General features: G+C 48.8%; 7 protein-coding genes. 3 read left to right on the forward strand and 4 right to left on the reverse strand.

The genetic code is table 11. The annotated features are described in order from the left end of the window. On the reverse strand, positions 1 to 4837 hold a 4837-nt coding region (locus NG833_RS24640; RefSeq protein WP_254567919.1), incomplete at its 3' end, for a CHAT domain-containing protein. Positions 4838 to 4975: 138 nt separating this feature from the next. After that, the gene (locus NG833_RS24645) at positions 4976 to 10321 is read right to left on the reverse strand and encodes an AAA family ATPase (RefSeq protein WP_254567920.1); all 5346 of its coding nucleotides are present in this window, start codon (positions 10319 to 10321) and stop codon (positions 4976 to 4978) included. 337 nt (positions 10322 to 10658) lie between these two features. On the opposite strand from NG833_RS24645, the gene NG833_RS24650 reads away from it, so the two are divergent. Both NG833_RS24650 and NG833_RS24655 read left to right on the forward strand, forming a co-directional pair. Further along, entirely contained in the window at positions 10659 to 11708 is a 1050-nt protein-coding gene (locus tag NG833_RS24650) for a catalase family protein (RefSeq protein ID WP_254567921.1), read from the forward strand. 347 nt (positions 11709 to 12055) lie between these two features. Next, entirely contained in the window at positions 12056 to 17164 is a 5109-nt protein-coding gene (locus NG833_RS24655) for a CHAT domain-containing protein (protein WP_254567922.1), read from the forward strand. 90 nt (positions 17165 to 17254) lie between these two features. Here NG833_RS24655 and NG833_RS24660 read toward each other — a convergent pair whose 3' ends face one another. Both NG833_RS24660 and NG833_RS24665 read right to left on the reverse strand, forming a co-directional pair. Then, positions 17255 to 18973 carry a hypothetical protein gene (locus NG833_RS24660; protein WP_254567923.1) on the reverse strand — a complete coding sequence of 573 codons (1719 nt, stop codon included), beginning with the start codon at positions 18971 to 18973 and terminating at the stop codon, positions 17255 to 17257. A gap of 163 nt (positions 18974 to 19136) precedes the next feature. After that, positions 19137 to 20510, reverse strand: coding sequence for a hypothetical protein (locus NG833_RS24665; RefSeq protein WP_254567924.1), 1374 nt, complete (start codon positions 20508 to 20510; stop codon positions 19137 to 19139). A gap of 333 nt (positions 20511 to 20843) precedes the next feature. Here NG833_RS24665 and NG833_RS24670 point away from each other — a divergent pair, with 333 nt between their 5' ends. Continuing rightward, positions 20844 to 23027 (forward strand): lipoxygenase family protein, encoded by a 2184-nt coding sequence (locus tag NG833_RS24670; protein ID WP_254567925.1) that lies wholly within the window; start codon positions 20844 to 20846, stop codon positions 23025 to 23027. The last annotated feature ends 131 nt before the right edge of the window (positions 23028 to 23158 follow it).

The raw sequence follows: 23158 nt of genomic DNA on the forward strand, positions 1-23158 counted from the left end.
ATTGACACAATCCCGCATCAATTCCATATTCCTCCAAATCCTCTGGAGTTAAACAGTAAAGGTCCATTTCCTGTAACCCCGAATAAATTTGGTCTAGTAACGGCCAAACCCTCACCGATTTATCCCGTGAGGCAGTAATGACGCTTTGTCCATCGGGGGAAAAATAGGCGGAATTGACCCCTTCCGTATGTCCCGTTAAGGTGTAAATTAGTTTACCCTTTTTATCCCAGATTTTAGCCGTTTTATCCTGGCAAGCGGTGACTAAATAATCTCCGTTTTCAGAAAAATCACAGCTAGAAACATTGTCCGCATGACCTTTAATATTGACCAAAATTTTCCCCTCTAAATCCCAAAGTTTGGCGGTTTGGTCTGCCGATGCAGTGAGGATAGTTTGGCTATCTGGGGCAAATTTGACACAGTTGACCGCTTGATGATGTCCGGATAAGACTTTCATTAACTGCCCGGTTTCAAAATTCCAAAGCCTGACGGTTTTATCATGAGACCCAGTGGCAATATATTGGTTATCCCGAGACATATCAATGCCATTGACGGGTTGCTGGTGGGATTTAGTTGGGTCAGATTCGTTTAAATTTTTGACGAAATTTCCATCTCGGTCCCAGACTTTGGCTTGACCGCCAAAATCGCAGGTGATAATATAGTTTCCATCATGGGAATAGCGGGCATTGGTCGCGCCACACCAGCCATCATAGGTACAACTTCGCTGATGTTCTCCGGTCCAGGCTTTGATAATTTGACCTGTTTCAATCTCCCAAATCCGAATGGTATAGTCGGTTCCGGTGGTGACGAATCGTTTGCCATCGGGAGAAATATCCAGGGAATAAATTCGTTTGTTGCCATAGCGATCGGGACCGAATCCGGTATAAGTTTTCAGGAGTTGATGAGTTTGGACATCCCAAAGTTTCACCGTCATATCATAACTGGCGGTTAAAATTTGACGGCCATCGGGGGTGAATTTGGCTGAAATTACATTCTGTTCATGGCAGAATGAGGGACTGTTTATGGGGGATTGGATGTTCCAAATTTTAGCAGTGCGATCGACTGAAGCAGTCAGCAAGGATTGACCATCGGGAGAAAATTGTACGGAATTAATCCCGGATTCATGACCTTCAAAATTTAACAGCAAATTCCCCTGTAAATCCCACAATTTTGCCCGACTATCGGCGGACCCGGTGACAATAAATTGACCATCGGGGGAAAAGGCGACGGACTGAATCGAGTCTTGGTGAGTGAGCACTTGCCGTTTGTTTCCTTGGCGGTCCCAAATAATCGCGGTTTTGTCCTGGGAGGCGGTGACAAATAAATTGCCATCGGGGGAAAACACGACTTGATTGACATCCCCTCGATGGTCTTCTAAAACTTTGAGTAGATTGCCTTGAATATCCCAGATTTTGGCCGTAAAATCCTTGGAAGTGGTGACTAACCCTTGACTATCGGGAGAAAAGGCGGCACAGGTAATCCCGCATTCCCACCCATGCTGTTTTTTGGAGGTGGCTGTATCCTGGCCGAGGGTGGCGATCGCCTGACCCTGTTTGTCATACAGTCGGGCACTACTATCACTCCATAACCCACAGGTCACAAAGTATTCCCCATTGGGCGAAAAGCTCACCGACCCGATAATATCCCGATGGTCCGTGAGTTTTTTGCACAGATTGCCATTCCCATCCCAAATAATCGCGCTGTAGTCGGAAGAGACGGTCACAATGGTTTGGTCATCCGGGGAAAATGCGACATGATTGACATTGGTCCAAGGCTGATTGGGCGCTTTTGTGTGACCAATCAGGTCTTTAATATAATTTCCCTCACTATCCCACAGTTTCACCCGGCGCTCATCCCCAACGGTAATAATTTTAGACCCATCATGGGAAAAAGCAGCACTGCGGATCGGACTTCCTTGGTCCAGTTCCTTGAGCAATTGGCCCCGACTATCCCAGAGTTTGGCGGTGTTATCTTGTTCGGGAACGGTCAAAATTTTACTCCCATCCGGGGCATAAATTGCCCGACTCACAGGCGCATTTTGTTGCAGATTGGCCCGATACAAACCGGCGCGCTTGGCAATCATAGTATAATATGCCTCACTCAGGGCTTGAGAAACCTGGGGGAGATTATGGGCGCAGTCGAGACCATAAGCAGTCTGGGCCATTCGCAAGGCTTTTGTGAGGTCTGTGTTGAGTAAATCCTGGACCACGAAGACGAGGTTACGCGCCTCTTTTTCCTGGATCTGGCGATCGCGCCAGTAAATGCAAGCATCTAAATAGTCTTGCTCAATTTGGTTCAACGGCAACAACGAGCGATCGCGCAGTTGTTCCGCATCCTCCAACCGTCCCCCGCGATGCAACAGATAACTATCATCGGTGATGGATTGACCATGCCGTTCCCAATCTAAGGCCGCTTGACGGATACTCTCCCGCAGTTGCAGATATACTCGGTCTTCATCTAACCAATTATTCAACCTCGGCCAGTAGCGGATTAACGCTTCGTGAGCAACTTCGACCTGTTCTTTCTGAGTCGCAGGATTCACCGTCGTCACCACCAATCGCGCCTCTTCCCCGGCCAACCGTTGTACCAGTTTTTTCGTATCCCGGAAGGTTGCGCCTGCGGTTACTAATTCCTCCAAAGTCACGCGCCGTCGAGTATCCAGGCGTTTCTCTCCCGCTACTGCACTGTCATCTAAGCGGGTTAAGCGCACAAAGATATTCCGAACCTGAGTTTGTTCCATTGGGGATAAACTGTAATATACTCGGTCCGCAGTTTGGGCGATCGCCTGACTCACTCCCCCAAGTTCTCGATATTCCTCACAGCGTAACCACCGCCCCTGTCGCCGTTTCCAGAGTTCCAGTAACAGATGTTGCAACAGTGGCATCGCCCCCGGTTCTCCCCGGACTTCATCCAGAATGGAATTGCTCAAGTCTGCTTCAAAGCGCAATCCCACTTTTTCTGCCTGCATCTCCATCGATCGCCGCAACTCTGTGAGATCCATCGGTCCGATCAGTTCTTGGCGTTGCTGCATCCGTTCTTTGAGTTGAGGATACGGCGCAACCTCCCCCCAAAAGTCCGCCCGCATGGTGACTACCACCGGCTGTTTTTGCGTCAGGGACAGGAGACGGTCGATAAATTCCAGGCGATCGCTGTTGTTACTGCACAGGGTGAACAGTTCCTCAAATTGGTCTATCACCAACACAAACGGCTGATTCTGCACTTTAGATAAAGTCGTCTCCAGTTGTACCAGAGGCTCGGTACTGGGGGTCATATAGGCCATTTGTAGTCCATTCTGCTGTCTCTGAAGTGAGGGAATTAGTCCCGCCAGAACTACTGAAGATTTGCCACTCCCGGAAGGGCCTAGAACTGCCAGGAAGTTGTCTTCTGCTAATTTATGTTGCAACTTTTGGATCAGCAATTCTCGACCAAAGAAGAATTCGCAGTCTTCTGGGCGAAAGGCATTCAATCCGCGAAATGGACAGCGTGAGTCATAGAGAGGGGGAGTTTTGCCCAATGCTAAGGCATTAAAACTCAGTTCCACCGCGCGATCGCATAGGGTGTTAATCTCACTTAACCCTTGATTTCGTTCCTGACGCCCTTGGAGGTTCAACACCGCCGCCTCGGCCCCCAAGGTTCGCTCTAGGAGGGCTTTTTGGGCCTGGAACTGGGAAATCAGGACCGGCGATCGCTCCTGTAATAGGGTCTGTAAACGGTTCAACCCATACTCAATTTCTGCACAGGTGAGGTCTCGGTCCAGGTTATCACTAAACAGAGGGCGTCCCCCCAATCGGCTAAATAGGGCCGGAACTGTGATATCATCCCGTTCTGCCAGTCCGGCAGTGGCCTCACATAAGGCTAAATCCACCTGTCCCGACTGTCGCAATTGTTGGTAAAAACTGCCGGTGAGGGCCAAGGCGGTTTTTACCGTAACCGGGTCACTCATGGCGATCGCCGCAGGCATCCCCAACTCCCGGACCAATCGCTGTCCTAATCCCCCTAATCCCGCTTCCGCATCAGGACTGGCGGTTTCGCAGCTACAAAGGAAGGTAAAGTGAGGCAATCCCTTGGGTCCATTTAAGTCCGCTAACCGTTGCAGCAAGCGGGTTGCCGTCACGGGTTCCACTTGATTCTGAGCATTGGCCCAAAACAGCACGGTTTCACCCTCGGCGATCGCCTTGCCATGACAGACAAAATGGAGGAGACTATAGCGCGTTTCTCGCTTAGTGAGTTGCTCACACAAGGCATCTAAAGTTGGCAATCCCACCGCCCCCGGGAGATGGGCCAAAACATCGCAGGGTATCTCTCCCAACGCTTGTCTCACCCCATCCACCGCATTCTGCACATCAAAAGGCGCTAATCGAAATCGGTCTAAGGAGTCGGGACTGGCAACGAGGACTAATGCCCGCAAATCCCGATTTCCGATAGGGGGAAAGCGGCGTTCGGTAATCGCGGGAATGTATAAAGATAACAAAACGCGCTGATTCGTCGCCAACAGTCGCCAAGTATCGTCAATGGGGGCGCAGAGTCTCTCCCAGCGCAGGGTTCGCACTTCTAACTCCGTTGCTTCGATAAACAGTAAGACCCGCAAGGGTTCTTCACTTTCGTATAAGGCCCCGACAAAGGCATCTCGGATTTCATCTTGAAAGAGGGCGGCCCCTAATGTGCGACCATAGTCTCGGGGCCGTTTTTGCAAGCGGGTGAGTTCCTGGAGGGTCTCGGGAGTCAGTTGCAGCAACCCTTCCGATCTCTGGGGTAACAGTTCATGCGATCGACTATATTTGACCACAATCGGCCAGCGATCGGCATTTTTGCGTTGGATCGTAATCTCAAAAACATTCATATATTCAACTCAGGTACAGGACTAGAAACGTTTCTTCACCCCAAGTCAAGGAAGAGAAACCGGGTTTCTTGCCCAAATTTGTGACAAGAAAGCAGTAACTTGTTGGAGAAACCCGGTTTCTTCACCTCCCCAAAATATCTATCCCTTCTGCTTGAGCACCAGCAAGGTGATATCATCATAAACTTTTTGTTGCCCAATATACTCCTTAACATCTGCTATTACCGCCTGTTGGATTTCCGAAGCGGATTTGTGGCAGTTTTGCTGGACGACCTCAATTAACCGTTCTAATCCATATTCTTGCTTATTCATATCAAACGCTTCGGTAATCCCATCGGTGTAGAGCACCACCACATCCCCTGGATTTAACTCAATGCGGGCGGTGGTGACAAACTCAGCCATATCTTCCACCATTGCGATAGGAAATCCTAAATCGATGGTATCAATTCGTTCCACTTTTCCTCCGGAACGCACCACTATAACTTCTTCATGTTGTCCGCTAATTTGCAAAACCCCATCAGCATAATCCAACAGGGCCAAGGTCATGGTTTTATCACAATTCATCCGTTGGGCGTTATGATAAACCGTGCGATTCAGAACATCTAAAAATTCCTGGGGATTGGTAAAATTCCCTTCCAATAAACTCCGGACCACGGTTTGAGCCATAATCATCAACACCCCACTTTCTAACCCATGTCCCGTCACATCTCCGATGCCAATTTTCACCCGGTCCTGATATTGCAGCACATCATAATAATCCCCCCCAACTTCTTCTGCGGGTTCCATAAATCCGGCAATATCTAACCCGGAAATAGCATTGAGTTCTGCCTGTTTCGGTAAAATCATTTGTTGCAGGCGACGGGTGATATCTAACTCGGCTGCCATGCGAAAATTATCCGCTTTGAGACGCTCATTCAGAATGGTAATTTCCGCATTCGCTTGCGCCAATTCAGCGGTGCGTTCCTCTACTTTTTGTTCCAAGGTGCGGTACAGCAGGGCATTTTCTAGGGAAATAGCTGCTTGGGAGGCTAAGACTTGCAAAACTTCGAGGCGATCGCCGGTAAAGGCATCGGTGGTTAAGTTATTTTCAAAATAGAGAATCCCCATCAGTTTCCCTTGATGGCGAATTGTGGTACAGAGGACCGATTTCGGTTGATGTTTGAGAATATAAGGGTCTTGGGTAAACAGTCCCTCCCTTGTGGCATTATTTAACACCACATCGGACTGAGTTTTGGCTACATAATTGACAATCGCGGACGAAATGTCCTGACATTCTTCTACGGGAATCGATTGCAGGACCATCCTCTCTTCCCCAGAAACCACCGCTGCTTCAACGGTTAATCGGTCTTGGGTTTGTAAGATGAGAAATGCTTTAGATGCTCCTGCATTTTCTTGGAGAATTAAAATTAACTTCTCCAGCATTTTGCTGAGGACAATTTCGCTGGAAAAGGCTTCCGAGGCTTTGATTACCGTAAACAAATCCAGGGAACTGCCGCGACTGCTTCCCGTGGAGGAGTTAACGGTTTGAAAGGAATCAATTGTTGAACCGGATGAGCCACCCCGGCGTAAAAATTGAGGATATTTAGTTTCTAACTGTTGAACCTTGGCATCTGCACCCCATTTCTGGTAATTATAAGTGGCTTCTCGGATATACACTTTGCCGACTTCATCCCACCCTTTGCGGAAATAAAACTGGGCCGCTAGTTCATTGGCGAGGGCTTCATTTTGAGTAAACCCTGATGCTTTTGCCTGGGCGATCGCCTGCCGGTAAAGCTCCATCGCTTCCAGTTCTTTCCCCGAAATACGCGCTATTTCAGCAGAGAGTAACAACCATTTATCCTGGTAATTCTCCGGGCAGTTTTCGGCCCAGTTTTGGAGGGTTTGCTGCTGTTTTTCCAGAATCGGCCAATACTCTTGCTGCTCCGTTTCCGAGGCCTTAGAATAAACTGCGGCTAATACCAAACCATAATAAAACGGATGTTTCGTTTGAGGGAAAAACCCAAAGTTTGCCGGAAACAGTGGGTCTGCTTCCCGACAGATAGCGAGGGCTTCTTCATACTGTTCAAAGGTATATAAAAATTGGGTCTTTAAATAATAGTACCAGTTCACCCCACTGATTAAATTGCCCTCGCGCCACCATCGCAATCCCTCCACTTCATTAAACTCGTTTTCAATCCCCTGAAACTGCTTGATCGCGTGCTGCAAATTCAGGCCAGCATACACCATACTCTGATAATTGGTCTGGCGAATGGTAATCAGAGATTTCTCCACTTCTTTGGAAATTTCTGCCAGATTGTCTCCAATTTCCAACCGGGTCCAGAGTCTCAAGAATAAAGCCCATACTCCATAAATCACATCCCCGACGGACCGGCAAATGAAGTAAGAGCGATCGTACAGGGTTAGATTGCTACTAAAGGGTTTCCGGTACGGATTGACCGCATTACAAAACAAATTAATTACCTTGCCGCCAAAAATAGGAGTTTTGGATTTGTCCAACAGTTTTAAGGCAACTTCTCCAAATTCATACCCGGTTTTATAGTCGTTTTGCAGCGCCAGCATCAATCCGTAAGCTGAGTAAGCAAAGGCGGAGGTTTCGGTATGACCAAAGGTTAAGGAAAGTCGGGTCATGCTTAACACACACCAGACATTATAATTGATGTAGCCCCCGCCGAATGAAGCCCCCCAAAAGTTGGCTAAAAGGGTCATGCAAACCTGTTTTTCCGGGTCTTCCATTGGGGGTCTATGGAGGAGTTCAGCAATATTAACTTCGCTCAGATTGGCTTGCACTGCCTGCATTTGAATGCCGATCGCCTCTTGCAATTCCTCCTCGGTTTCCGGGATCTCTAACCCCATCAGCTTCATCCCCGCTAATCCCGCTTCCACCGATTCCTGAAATCGCTCCTGGGTAATGGTGAGCAGCACTATCAGGTTATAAATTTCAGCCCGGTCAAATTTATCAAGGACGCGCTCTAATAGAATGGTAAATAGCTGATCTGCACCCTGAAAATTCCCCGCTAAATACTCACATTCCGCCAGTTCTCGATAGAGGGTAAACGTCAGGTCATAATCCGTATTCCAAGCCGTTTCCGGCAACAAAGACCGGGCGATCGCCAAATGTTTGACGGCTGCTTGGTAGGCCGTAGAGGCTTTCGCTTTTTTGCCAGCAATCTTATTTAAGCGAGCGACTTCCAATTTAAAATCAAGGTCAAAAATCGACTCTCGACCCGCATTCAAATGGGTCACAATGTCAAAGATTTTAGACTCTAGCTCATCAGAACCCGTATGACTGAGAATTAACTGGCCAATCTGTAAGTGAGTAAGGGACCGTTCTGATTCCGGAATTAATGAGTAGGCCGCCTGTTGAACGCGATCGTGCAGAAACTTGTATTCTATCCTAAAATCGCTATCTTGTAAGGAGGCGGCAGTTTCTTCACTACTTTCCGGCAAAAAACTATCATTCTTGCTAGAAAAGATGAATCCTTCGCGCACTGCTGGCCACAAATTTCGGGCTACTGTAATCTGGGATTGTTCCCGGGCTACCGCCAAAGTTTTCAAATCAAAACTATTCCCAATACAAGCGGCTATCTTCAAACTTTCCTGGACCGTTGGGTCCAGTTTTTGAATATTTTGGGTCATTAATTCGACCACATTATCCGTCATCCCCACCGCTTGAATTTGGTCCATTTCCCAGGACCACTCCCCCTTGCTTTCCCCATCTGGAAACTGAAAGGTTAACAGATTACTGTCATAAAGCGATTTGAGCAACTGGTTTATAAAAAATGGATTACCTTGAGTCTTCTGGGCAATTAACTCGGCCAGGGGTAGACTTTTGCTTACCGAACAGTACAGAGTATCGGCAATCAATTGATTGATATCTTCTAACTTGAGCGGTTGCAGTTCAATCCGATTAATAATGGCTCCCTGGTTCTCCATCTGTTCGATCGCCGAGATTAACGGATGAGCCGCATCCACTTCATTATCCCGATAGGCCCCAATCACCAGTAAAGCTTGACTTTCTGACGCCGTTGCTAATCGTTGAATCAGTTTCAACGAAGCCAAATCCACCCACTGCAAATCATCCAAAAAGAGTACCAGGGTATGTTCTTTTTGGGCAAAAACTGCAATAAACTTTTGAAACAGTAAATTAAATCGGTTTTGGGTTTCCGTTGGCGGCAAGTCCGGAACCGGAGGTTGCACCCCAATCAGTAACTCTAATTCCGGAATTACATCAGTAATTACCTGTCCTTCTGTTCCTAACGCTTCGACAATCCGCTCTTGCCACCGCGCCAATCGTTCCGGGGTCTCCGTTAAAATTTGGCGAATCAGATTTTGGAAGGCTTGAATCAGGGATTGATAGGGAATATCCCGGTTGAATTGGTCAAATTTTCCCGAGATAAAATAGCCCCGTTGTTGGGCGATCGGTTTGTGAATTTCTTGAACAATCACCGACTTACCAATCCCCGAAAACCCTGAGACTAACATCAGTTCGATTCCCGTTCCAGGGGTTTCTGGAGTGGGTGCACCTTGGACTGTTCCGCTGACCCGTCCAAACGCTGCCATTAATGCCGCAATTTCCGTTTCTCTGCCATACAGTTTCTGGGAGATTTGGAATTTATCCGAGGTATCCTGTTCCCCAGGAGTAAACCCCTCAATCTGGCCCGTTTCTTGCCATTGCCTCCAGCATTTTTCTAAATCATAGCTTAACCCATAGGCACTTTGATACCTTTCTTCGGCGGTTTTAGAGAGCAATTTCAGCACAATTGCACTGACAACTGGAGGAATTTCGGGATTAACTTGGTGGGGGGAAATCGGTTGTTTGGCAATATGAGCATGAACCATTTCCACCGGGTCAGTCGTGGGAAACGGAAGCTCTCCGGTGAGCATTTGATAAAATGTAACACCCAGAGAATAGAAGTCCGTGCGGTAGTCAATAGAGCGATTCATCCGCCCGGTTTGTTCCGGGGACATATAAGCTAGAGTCCCTTCAAGTAAATTCGGATTACTCAAGGTTTGGTGGGAGCGTTCCAGACGAGTAGAAATGCCAAAATCGATTAGGGTTACTCGGAAGGGGTCAGGATTCACCACAATATTTTGCGGCTTAATATCTAAATGAATAATGGATTGTTGATGGATTTCTCCCAAGCTTTTCGTCACGGAAATCGCGATTTTAAAAAAGGTTTCTAAGCCCATGCTTTGCGTAGATAGGAGTTGTTGGACCGATGAAGGACCCGCATCTTCCATTGTTAAAACCAACCCTCGACCCCAGCTTTCCAGGCTTAAAGGTTTAACAATCCCTGGGATACTTAACGAATTGACAATTTCATATTGATGTCGGAATTTGGCAATTTCTGTAGGAGAGGGATATTCGGTTTTTAAGAACTTGAGAATTTCCGTTTGGATTTGGCCCTCTTTGCGGCCTCTACAAACAATCGTATGATTACTTTCGTGAAGTTCTTCTAATATTTCATAACCCGCAAAAGAGAGCATAATTTTTCCTGTTAAGTTAGTTTGAGTATTTTTGCAATGGAAGTCAGGTGTCTGAGCTAAAATCAGGGTAACAGTTTTTCATCAAGACGAGGAGTAATTCCTTCCTAACCGTGGTGGCTAGGCAACTCCAACCCGTCAAGTTTTTCTGTCGGGTTAACCCTTGGGCTGGATCCTATCCCGAGATGAACCCCGAGACATGAGCAAGTCCTTCTTAAAACTTAACAATAAAATTAGCGCGATCGCCCAGCTAACTCGCATAGAATAATAGCCACCACTGAACTCAGAGTTCAAGAGAGTTCTTTACAACTCGGATCCAAGTTACAATTGAGCTAAACCCATGTCAAGTCAGGGACAGAAACTAGAACTTTACCAAGAGTACCCACCTCCAGGGGAAGCCGCAGCTATTGAGGCGATCGAGCAAATTACCCGCGCGATGATCGCTCAAACCTACCCCGAAGGAAACCGACCCGCCAAACGAGACCAACACACCAAAGATCATGGGTGCGTCCGAGGCGAGTTTACCGTGGAGCCAAACCTGCCCGAAGAAGCCCGATTTGGGGTCTTCAAGGAACCCCGGACCTATCCGGTGTGGATTCGGTTTTCCAATGGCTTTGAACGCAGCCGGCCCGATTACAAGCCGGATGTCCGAGGGATCGCCATCAAATTGATGGGAGTAGAAGGCTTCAAGGTCTTGCCTGAAGAAAAGTTTGAAAAAACCCAAGACTTTTTGTTAATTAACTACCCGGTCTTTTTTATTCGCAATGCCATCGATTACCTTGACTTTTTTCAAAAACGGGCAGAGAATAAAATGATCCGGTTCTTCTTTCCTGGCTTAAATCCGGCCCAATGGCGCTTACATGAATTTATTGTCGCCCTATTGAGTGTTAAAGATCCGGTTCCGAATTTACTGTCGGTTCAATATTGGAGCAACTTACCCTACAAGTTGGGACCGAGAGCCATTCGCTTTACCCTGATCCCCACTTCCCCTCCGTTGAAAAACTTACCCAATTTTAATGGGGAGAAGTATCTGCGGGACGGGCTAATTGAGTATTTGCAAGAAACAGAAGCGCGGTTTGATTTTTTAATTCAGTTTCAAACCGACCCCTATACAATGCCCATTGAAGATGGCACGATTGATTGGGATGAGCGGCGATCGCCTTTTCAAAAAGTCGCCACCCTCACCATTAAGCGTCAAACCTTCAACTCTCCCGCACAACAAGAGTTTTGCGAAAATTTGTCCTTCAGTCCTTGGCACTGCCTCCCGGAACACCAACCCCTCGGGGGAATCAACCGCGTCCGGCGACAAGTCTACCAAGCCATCTCTAAACTCAGGCACGAAATGAACCAAGCTCCCCGCCGTGAACCCACCGGGGATGAGGTGTTTTAGGCCAAAATCTGGCCGCAACGGTAACAACAAATAGGGTGTGTAAAGCCAGCTTTACACACCGAATTGTTGATTTTTATGTGGTCAGATAAAATCAATGGAGTTTTTTTATATCAATCAATTTCATAAAAATTCAGGGATTTTGCCTCAATAAAATTCCTCGTTTACTTGGATGATAAAAATCAGCAATATCTCCACGAATATCGCTTATTTTTATCAAAATCTGAAAACGTTTTTGGCTCTAAAAGCTGTGGATATAATTAACAGGTGAACACCTGTTATCTGCCCAGCTTGACCCCTCCATCCGACTTCAATTATTGCCTTGAATTTAGTCAACCCCATCAAAACTAATGGCAAACAGCATGAATGCGTTTGAATTCGAGATTACTATCCAAAGCCAATCTGGGGAAAATAGCTGGCCGATAGTCGTCCGGTGCAAACAACCCGATGGACTCACCAACCACGCCCAAGAAACCCTGAAATTGACCCAGGAAGATTTCACCCTTCTCACCCAATACCAGGAAAACCAGAAAGAATACGGCACCCTCCTCGGCAAAGCCCTCTTTCAAGGCAGCGTCGGCCAAACCTTTAGTCGTGCCTTTTCCAAAAACGGTCCCGATTGCCTGTTAAGAGTCCTACTGGCCATAGAAGCGGGCGAAAACGATAAAATTAAAACCCTCCATTGGGAACGACTGTGCGCCCCGATAGAGGCCGATGGAAGTTGGCAAATTCTAGTGCGAGACCAGCGCGTCCCCTTTTCCCTCTACATCCCCACCATCGTCGATCGCCGTTTCCCCCCCATCGGCAGAAGAGACCTACGCTGCCTCGTCCTTGTCGCCAGTCCTTCTAATTTAGGCAAATATCAACTCACCCCATTTGATGTAGAAGGCGTCCTATCCGGCGTCAAAACCGCCCTCGGAGACATCCCTTACGACATCCTGGCCAACAAGATTGAAGGCGCACTCGGTCCACCGACCCTGCAAGAGTTGTCCAAACAACTCACCCATGCCGAGAAGCCTTACACCTTACTGCACTTCGTCTGTCACGGCAAGTTGCTTGCCAGTGGGGAAACCGTGCTGTATTGGGCCACCGCACAGGACGAAGTGCTACCCGTTCCCGCAGAAGAACTACTCACGGAACTGAAAAACATCGGCAATCATCAGCGGAGTTTACCTCACTTTACCTTCCTATGCAGTTGTGAAACCGCAGACCCCAGGGCGGAAGGCGCATTAGGCGGATTAGCACAACGACTGGTGCGACAATTGGGGATGCCTGCGGTGGTGGCAATGACTCGGAAAGTTAGTGTAGAAACTGCCTTAGTTTTAGGACAGAACTTTTACCAACGCCTGCGCGAGTCGGGAGAAGTAGACTTGGCGCTACAGGAGGCAACCGCAGGATTGGGCAAACGCCATGATATCACGGTTCCGGCTTTGTTTAGCCGGTTGGGAGGGCGTCCGTTATTTAGCGATCGCCTGGATAACCGGGACCTCACCGACGAAGAAATCGACTATGGGATTGAGAAACTCAAACGGCTGTTGGAAGAGCGATCGCCTAATGCTACGGTACTCAAGCGCCGGTTTTCCAAGCAAGTTAAGATTCTGAAGAATACCCGGGGTGCCGAATCGCGTAACGCCAAAGAAGAGAGAACCCAGGCGTTAAGTGAAATTGATGGGCTCTGTGAACAAGTGCTGGAAATCGGGTTTGAGGCGATCGCTGCCTTGGGGAAAGCGCCACCGGACTATAAGGCAGAATGTCCCTTTCCCGGTCTATCTTCTTTCGGGGAAAAAAGATATCACAAATTCTTTTTTGGTCGGGATGAGTTGATTAAAAACTTACAAAAGGAATTGGCAAAAGACAATTTCTTAGCGGTGATTGGCACATCCGGGAGTGGCAAATCATCGGTGGTGTTAGCGGGATTGATTCCTCTGTTAAAAGAGGAGGAACCCGACCTGCGATGGGCCTATTTGACGCCGACGCGAGACCCGATCGCCCAACTGGATAAACGCTTGGAAATCCTCTCGAAGTCTAGCGATCGGCCAACCCTGCTAGTGGTAGACCAATTTGAGGAACTGTTTACCCTCTGTGACGACGCAGACATCCGGCAAGAATTCATCCAAAAATTGTTCAAATTTGCCCAACGGCAGAAAGTGGTCATTACCATGCGGGCGGACTTTTTGGGAGAATGTACCTTTTACCCGGACTTGAGGTCCCGCATAGAAACCCGCCAGAAATTAGTGGGGCCAATGGAAGCCAGTGAACTGGTGATTGCCATGAAAATGCAGGCGGATAGTGCGGGGTTGCGATTTGAAGCGGGGTTGAGTAATGCCATCCTCAATGAAGTCAAGGGAGAACCCGGGGCGATGCCTTTGTTGCAATATGCTTTGCAGGAGTTGTGGAAGCGACGACATGGGCGGTGGTTGTGCGATGAAGAGTATCAGGCGATCGGAGGAGTGCAACAGGCGATCGCCAAAACCGCCAATGATTTTTATCACAACTTACCCGAGAGTGAGCAACCGCAACTCCAGAATATCTTTTTGCGCTTAACTCGCTTAGATGAGACTGCCGGATCTGGCGAAAAACGACGAGATACCCGTCGCCGAGTGGACTTAGAGGATTTGGTAACGAGTGAGAGTGACCTAGATGTGACCAAGAAACTGGTGCAGCAGTTGGCTGGGGAAGGGGCGCGCTTAGTGGTGACCAGTCGCAATGACACCACAGGTCGTTTAGAAGTGGAGGTCGCTCACGAGGCGTTAATTCGCCATTGGCCCTTGTTGCAGGAGTGGTTAGACCAAAACCGCAATGATTTGCAATTGCGTGAGAGTATTGCCCGGGCGGCCTCGGATTGGCAGCAGCATCAAGGGCAATTGGATCGGGATGTTTATTTGATTCATCAGGGGGGACGGTTAGAGGATGCGGAGAGCTTGTGGAAGCAACCGAAATCCGTGCGGTTGAATCCCTTGGAGGCGGAATATGTGGGGGCTTGTGTCGAATTGCGCGATCGGCTTCGTAAACAGGAACAACAACGCCGACAACGCCAACTCTTCGCCGCCACCGGCGCCGCCTTCGTCTGTGGAGCCTTTGCCATCTTTGCGGGTTATCAATGGCGAAACGCCGAAATTCAGAAAATTGAGTCTTTTGTCCAATCGGCAGAATCCCACCTCGCCACTTATCAGGGACTCGATGCCAGGATTGCCAGCATACAGGCGCAGAAACTACTCAAGAATTCATTCTGGCAAAGGGTATGGCCACAGACTGATTTAGAGCAGAGTGTCAAAGACACGCTTTATCAAAGCGTTGGTGTAGGCAAGGAAATAAACCGTTTAGAAAGTGATCAAGGTAAAATTTTGGATTTGGCAGTCCACCCCACAAGAGATTTAGTGGCGACGGTTGATGATGGTGGCAAGAACGGCACGCTTAGGCTTTGGGATAAGGCCGGTAATCTGTTCTACACAATTGAGGCAAGTGAGGCAAGCGCAGAAGAATGCGAGTTTCAGATGGTCCGGTTCAGTCCGGATGGGAATTTACTGGCAACAAGCGGATACTACAAGTCTAAACCCTGCATCTGGGAGACGGACGGCAAGCTGAAAAAGAAACTTGAGGAGTATGAAGGATGGGTGAATACAATGGCGTTCAGCCCTGATGGGACGTTATTGGCGATAGGTAGCGATGATGGCAAGGCCAGCCTCTGGGAGACGACCTCCGGCAAGCTGAAAAAGAAACTTGAGGGGCATGAAGGCTGGGTGAATAGTGTGGTGTTTAGCCCCGATGGGAAGTTATTGGCGACCGGTGGATGGGAGAAAACTATCTATCTCTGGGATACTGTAACGGGCAATCGGGTCACTTCACTTGATGGGCATGAAGGCTTGGCTGAGATAGCCTTCAGCCCCGATGGACGTTTAGCCAGTGGCGGAGATGACGGCATCATCACCCTGTGGGATAGCTCTCGGAAACCGTTACCTGAACTCAAGCTTGATAAAGAAAGGGTGACAAGCCTGGGTTTCAGCCGTGATGGGCTATTGGCAGTGGGTGGGTCCGAGGGCAGCCTCGTCCTCTGGGATACTGCGGGCAATGAGTTAGCTAACGTCAACCGGGGACATCAAGGCCAGGTCTATCGCTTGACATTCAGCCCCGATGGCCAACGACTGGCGACGGGTGGATCCGACGGCATCGCCCGGATCTGGGATACTTCCGGCAATGAGTGGGCTAAACTCCAGGGTCATCGAGGTGGTATCCAGAACATGGCGTTCAGCGCTGATGGCGGTTTCCTCGTTACCAGGGGATATGAGAGCACCGCCCGCATCTGGAGCCTCTCTAGTCAGCAACAAACCACATTCAAGAGGAATAGCACAGGGGACGGAAGTATAGTCATCAGTCCCAATGGAAGTGTACTGGCTGCAAATGTGAGAGGGGACAACAGCATCGTCATATTGGATATCTCTTCGGGCAAGAAGTTACAGGAACTCAAAGGGCCTGAAGGTGGCGTGAGCTGGGTGAAGTTCAGCCCCGATGGACGTTTACTGGCTACAACGGCTGACTCTGACGGGACCGTTCGGATATGGGAAACTTCCTCGGGCAATCGGTTACCGGAACTTAAGGTCCATGAAGGTGGTGTGAGGAGGGTGGAGTTCAGCCCCGATGGACGTTTACTGGCTACAACGGCTGACTCTGACGGGACCGTTCGGATATGGGAAACTTCCTCGGGCAATCCGTTACCGGGACTTCAGGGCCATGAAGGTGGCGTGAGGAGGGTGGAGTTCAGCCCCGATGGACGTTTACTGGCTACAACGGCTGACTCTGACGGGACCGTTCGGATATGGGAAACTTCCTCGGGCAATCCGTTACCGGAACTTCAGGGCCATGAAGGTGGCGTGGACTTGGTGGAGTTCAGCCACGATGGACGTTTACTGGCTACAACGGCTGACTCTGACGGGACCGTTCAGATATGGGAAACTTCCTCCGGCAATCCGTTACCGGAACTTCAGGGCCATGAAGGTGGCGTGAGCTCGGTGGAGTTCAGCCCCGATGGACATTTACTGGTAACGCTTGGAAATGACTGGACCGCCCGCATTTGGGAACCCTCTTCTGGCAACGAGGTAGATATACTCAAGGGGTATAAAGGCCCGATCTATAGTGTGGCGTTTAGCCAAGATGGGAAGTTAGCGACGGGTGGAGAAGACGGTATTATCAAACTCTGGGACAGATCCGGGGCGGAAGTTACTACACTCAAGGGGCATGAAAATGGGGTATGGGAATTAGCATTCAGCCCGGATGGGACTTTACTGGTGAGCCAGGGATTATTAGACGACACCGTCCGTGTGGGGCCGATTGGAGACATGAATCAAATCCGGTCACTCAATTGCAGTTGGCTCCAGACCTATCTGAACAACCCGACTGCTCAGACCGATCGCCAAGTATGCAATGACATCAACCCCCCTGACAATCCACCCACCAATCCATAAAAGAGTGGGGGCTGTCTCGCAAGAAAGCCCCCACTCTTTATCTGTAATACAGCCCAGACTCACATTATATCTGGCTCAACTACGCATCCATTAGCCCAATGCTTTGAGTACACTTAACAAACCTTGAGCGATGGGCACGGCGGTTTGGGCGATCGCCCCCTGCTCGCTCGGAGCCTGTTGTGCACTCGTGATAAACTGCTCTATGGCTGCCACTAACTGGGTTTTAGCCTGCTTCAAGTCCACGGTCCCCGGTACTTGGGTCGCGGTTGCCTCAGTGTCCGGAGTCGGTTGCGGTGTGGGTGTGGGCAGATTTATCTTCTCGATGGTCGGGCGATCGCCATTGGCATCCGGAGCCTCACTCACCACCAATCGCACCGCTGGATCCCCGATAATCGCATAGTTCCGCGCATCGTTATTCGCCGTCCACATCCCCGCCAACAGAGAATTATTCGGCGTTTCACCAAACTTGATATCCTCTAGTACCTGATTGAGATCCGAGGAGAGTTCCGCATAACGTCCATTAAAATACTCCAGGGCTGACCCGACGGGATGCCCTTCCAGCATCCGCTTCAGGGTACTTTGAAATACCGCTAACTGGCGGCGTTCGACATTTGAACCGCGAATACCAGACCAAGAAAAAGAACAACCCCAAGCGCGATCAACGTGAGCGATCGCCGCTAAAGCACCCCCCTTGGGATGACTCAGCATCTTCTTCGGCAACTGGGCGATAAAGGGGTAGGGTGCAATATCTGGCCGTTTGGACATGGATTTATTGTGCCCTTCAAACTCATCCTGTTGAGGCGTACCTCCCCCATAACAGGCAAACAGAAAAGCAATTAATCCCAGTAACCGCGCATCCTCGCCCAAATCATCCCCAGAAAAGTAAAAATCTTCCGCAATTTCCTTTCGCCATTGCTTGGGACCGGGCCAATCCTGGCATATCAAGGCCCCTTGGTGCCGCAGTTGTAGCGGATGATCCTTGAGAAACCCCATCCCATGACTCGCGGTAAACAGCAAATTCGGGGTCTCACTCCCCCCTAACACCGTCCCTAACCGGGCCTTCGTCGCTTCTTCCTTGAGAATCGTTTTCACATCCCAGTCGGAATGTTCTTGAACCATCCATTCCGCCAAAGGGGCAATTAGGTCTTGACTGCTCAACTGCGTCGCCCCATCTGCTGGGTTGCAGACGCCAAAAAAGCTGGCACTGCGTGAGAGAGACAGATTGGTTGTTTCCGCTTGGACCACACTGCGGGCGTACTGCGCGTACTCCTCGATCGTATCAAAATGAATCCGGCCCACGGCATACTGAACATCAAGCTGGCACTGAAAGCGATAGGGAATCGTGGCGGGGTCTCCCACAATCAGGAGATAGTAGGGCATTTTGTCAGGGTCTGCTGGTCCGGGTCCCACACCATGACGGGACAGAAATTGACTTTTGGACTCCCCAGGACGATAACCCCTGGGGCCAGTATATTCCTGATAGTAACGCTCGTCATTCTTGGTAGCTTGCTTTTTGCGGTGTTCTAACAGTTCGCCGAGGGCATCTTTAATCGCTGGATCGGCATTGTAGGCAAAAATAACTCCCCAACCTGTTTCTTCTAATTTCGTGGGGTCTACGCCCTCAATCACGACAAAGCCCGCTTCTGGGTCGTTGAAATCCTTATCTTTACGCTGGAGTTCGTCGAGTTCTTCTGGATCAAACTCTTCCCCCTGGGCAATTTTAGAAATCTGTTCCGCTGTTAAGGGCGGCAGTAAATACTCTCCCGTTGCCCCATTAATTCCATTAATAAAATATAGCTCATCCGTCATTGCTTTGCTTCCTCTATGGATAACGACTCATTCAGCGGGGATTCACCCTGAATCACCGGACTAAGAATCAATGCAAACGCGATCATCGCATCATGGGATGCGGTTGAGTCGCCCTCGGGTTTCCCCGTACTCAACCGCACTTCACCGAGTCTTTTCCTAGCCCTTATATCGGATAAGCTGCGCACCAGAAGGCATGAGCCACTTCTGGTTTATCAATATCATTATGAGCCCCGGTGCCAAATCCAGAGGATACATCACAAATGAATTGGCTACTTTCTAGGTTGTAGATAGTGCCCGGTTTAAATTGATAGCGACCATCAGCCGGGAGCATATTGATATCTTCCGTTTTTAGGTCATCTCCGGCGATACCAAAGCTGCCAATTCCGCCATATTTAGGCAGTTTCCCTGGAGCAAAGTCTACGCTACTAAAGGCGATTTTTCCTGCCAGAGGATACATCCGGCCTACGGCATAGTCGTACTCGGAATAGGTGACCACGATGGGCCCGGCCACTTTCCCTTGGGCGATTATGGTGTTGAAATAACCGGGACGATTACGTTCGTAGGCAATTTTGGCGCAGTAAGACCAGAGGGAGACGGCTCCTTGTGCCAAAAGTACCGAATCTATGGGACGGACTAAAGCACCCGTTCCTTTCGGTCCGTTGAGGATGCTAGAGACCACAATGCATCCGAAACTATGACCCATGAGGTGGAATCTCACGCTGTCCGCAGCGGTCTCTTGAAGCTGTTTTAAGAGGTTAAATCCCGCTGTTTCACCAATTTGGCGAGCGCGGTTTTTCATGCTCCAAAAGGAGAACAGCCGCAGAGGGTCCAAGACCTTATTCGCTGTTGAACTCACCAGGCCAAAGCTGACGGATTCATCAGACATTAAACTGGCTTGATAGACTTCTTCGGGATCGAACCCATCCCAATCGGAACCCGGTGCGGCCCCTTCTCCTTCAGATCCCAAATCCGTTTCTTGGTTTAAGACTTCGTAGGCGGAGACGACTTCTGGGGGTAAGCTCTCTGGGTCGTTGTTGTCCATCGCCGATCGCAGGATGGTTTCTAATGCTGCTCTTGCCGGTTCGGTGTTGGCAATGCGATCGGCATATTCATCTACGAGGCGATCGACCGGATCCTCTTCTCCCACACTAAAAGACACATTCGCACTGGTTAAATTTTCATCACCCCAGGGTTTGCTGGGCCAGTGCAGGCCAATTAATAAGGGACGAAATCCCGGTTGAATCTGTTTGATTTTTTCCAGGTCGGCGCTTTGTTTTGCCATTGCGCCAATCCAGTTATTGTACTGAGATCGTGCAGCCGGCATATCACCCATCCATCCGTGACTCATGATGAATACATCGGTGATGGGTTCATTCTTCAAGAACTCTAAGGCTTTTTGGCTGATCAGTCCGCCTTCTTCCTCTCGCTCTTTGCCTTTTGCATCAAACGCGATCAGGTAGTAATTTAACTTAGTCCCGGGTACAGTTTCAATCGGCATGGGAGTGTTAAAGGTTTTAGTGATAATTAATTGGAGCATAGCTTACCCTTGGCCGTCAAGAATCTTTAATATTTATTAAATTTTCTCTGAGCTCAGGAATTATAGGAGTCTCCAGCTATTCGCTCCAGGTTGAATCCTCAGATGAGAAGGGTTTGGGCGGCTTTCCCATTAGTTGAACTTATGTTAAGTATTCTTCACAAAATTTATATAAATGTTACAAAAAACCTAGAGCGAATATGGTAGTTTTAACAGCAGTTCTACAGTTCTAATGAACTCAAGAGAACTCCGGTTTCAGATAGACCGAGCAGCGAGCAATTCAGGGATGATCCGTGGGAATTCCACAAATAATGCTGGGTAAATCTAGGAGAAAATATGTCTGTATCTTTGATGCAAGCCTATACCGTCATGAACAGTGCTACGGTCAAAAAAACTCTGTTGAATTTGTATAAATTAGTCGTCACCATTCGCAAAGGCTTGGGGAGTGAGGCCTATCAATATAATTATAATTATATTCCGCCTCTAGCCATGACCGAAGGGCCACCCTTGTTAGACAGCGGCTTGCATCTACCCCTCGAAGAGTTGCCCAATCCCAAGTGGATATTTTTAGTCCTGCATAAACTTGCCGTTATTACGGTGAATAAAGCCATTGGCAAACTGGTCACCGAAGGGAGCGAACTCGTTTCTTTCAGCGTGACTGAAGGCCCAGAAGCAGATCTTGACTTACTCAATGAAAAAGCCCAAGCGTTAGAAGAACTAGAACAACAAATCCAATCTGCCGATAGTGACCAAGACCTAGAGCAAGTTGCGTTACAATTAGCCGCCTTAACCCGAGAGATTTCTGACGAACTGGCCCCTGTGGATTCCTCCTCAGTGTCCTTTGACATTTCCTCCGCCCCGGAATCCGAACTGGAAGCACAAATCCGGGAAATTGATGAGCAAGTTGCCAGTTCGGAAGAGGTTTCCTTTAGCTTGCCCTCGGGTACGGAAGAGTCAGAAGGCATCTCAGACTCCCTCCTGGCAGCCTTCCGGGAAGCGATTACATCTAGTGGCAAATTGATTGAGCTAGATGAGCAACAAGCTACCTCCGGGGAAGTTTCTTTTTCTGTGGATTCATTTGCGGCAGCACCTAGTCTGAACGACTACAATCAATTATTTACCCGGATCTCTTTACCGAAGATTAGTTCACGGTTTCAGGAGGATGAGGTGTTTGCCTATATGCAGGTGGCAGGACCTAATGCGGTGATGCTACAGCAGGTTGCTGAGGGCGACCCCTTCGTAGTCCGCCTCACCCAAGAATTGCCAGAGGGAGGATATGCAAAGATTATCGGGACTTCAGACTCTCTGGCCGCAGCGGTGAAGGAAGGGCGGCTCTATAAAGCCGATTATTCCATGTTGGAAGGCATGGAAAATGGGACATTTCCCGACCAGCAAAAATATACTTATGCGCCTTTAGGACTATTTGCGGTCCCCCCACAAGGCTGTTCATCGCGGAATTTGCTCCCGGTGGCAATTCAGTGCCAGCCTGGGGCCGATTGTACAGGGCCAGTTTTTACCCCACTCAAGGGCGAGAGTTGGATGGTGGCTAAGACCATCTTGCAAATGGCAAATGTCAACTATCTCGAACTGGTGAGTCACCTGGGTCAGACTCACTTAGTGATTGAACCGTTTGTCCTAGCCACTAAGCGGATATTACCCCGGACCCACCGTTTACGGGTGTTGCTCGATCCTCACTTTGAGGGAACTGTTTTAATCAATTATGGCGCTCATAAAACCTTGATCGCCCCAGGAAGGGACGTTGATAAGTTACTCGCCAGTACAATCGAGAATGATGGCCTGATTGCGGTTAAAGGCGCACAAAGCCATCTTCACAATTTCAATGAGGTGAGCTTCCCCAAACTTCTGGCTAGTCGCGGGGTCACCAATAGCGCTCAGTTACCGGAGTATCCCTATCGCGATGATGGTTTCTTGATTTGGAATGCCCTTCATGAATGGGTGAGTGATTATTTGCGGCTTTGCTATACCAGTGATGCTCAGATTGTTGCGGATGCAGATTTACAACGTTGGGCCCAAGAATTAGTGTCTGATGCGGGCGGTCGCCTCAAGAATTTTGGGGAAGATGCCTCGGGTGCCATTAAAACTTTGGATTATTTGATTGATACGGTCTGTAGTGTCATTTTCATCGCCAGCGCTCAACACGCAGCGATGAATTTTCCCCAGAATGAACTGATGACTTATGCTCCAGCTTTTCCGTTAGCGGTTTATTCCCCGGCCCCAACTAATCCAGATGAATCAATGGATTGGATGGAGTGGCTACCTTCCCTAGAAAAAGCTGAAAATCAAATTAAGGTCTGTTATTTGCTGGGTGCGGTCTACTATACTCAGTTGGGGGGCTATGGCAAAAAACAGTTCACGGATTCCAAAGTGAAGGCGGCTCTGGGTAAGTTTCAAAATCGATTGAAAGATATCGAAAAGGAAATTACTAAGAAAAATTCTTCGCGGATTATGCCTTATAAGTTCTTGCTGCCTTCTCAAATTCCCCAAAGTATCAATATTTAGGGGAACGGGGATATCGGGAGTCTGAATCTAATTTGTAGAGTTTATTCATTTAGACTCTAGGACTTCGGCAGGACTTCTATTGTAAATGTAGAGGCGATTCGCGAATCGCCTCTACATTTATGGGAACTCCA

This window comes from Oscillatoria sp. HE19RPO (assembly GCF_024220515.1).
Taxonomy (GTDB): domain Bacteria; phylum Cyanobacteriota; class Cyanobacteriia; order Cyanobacteriales; family Laspinemataceae; genus Laspinema.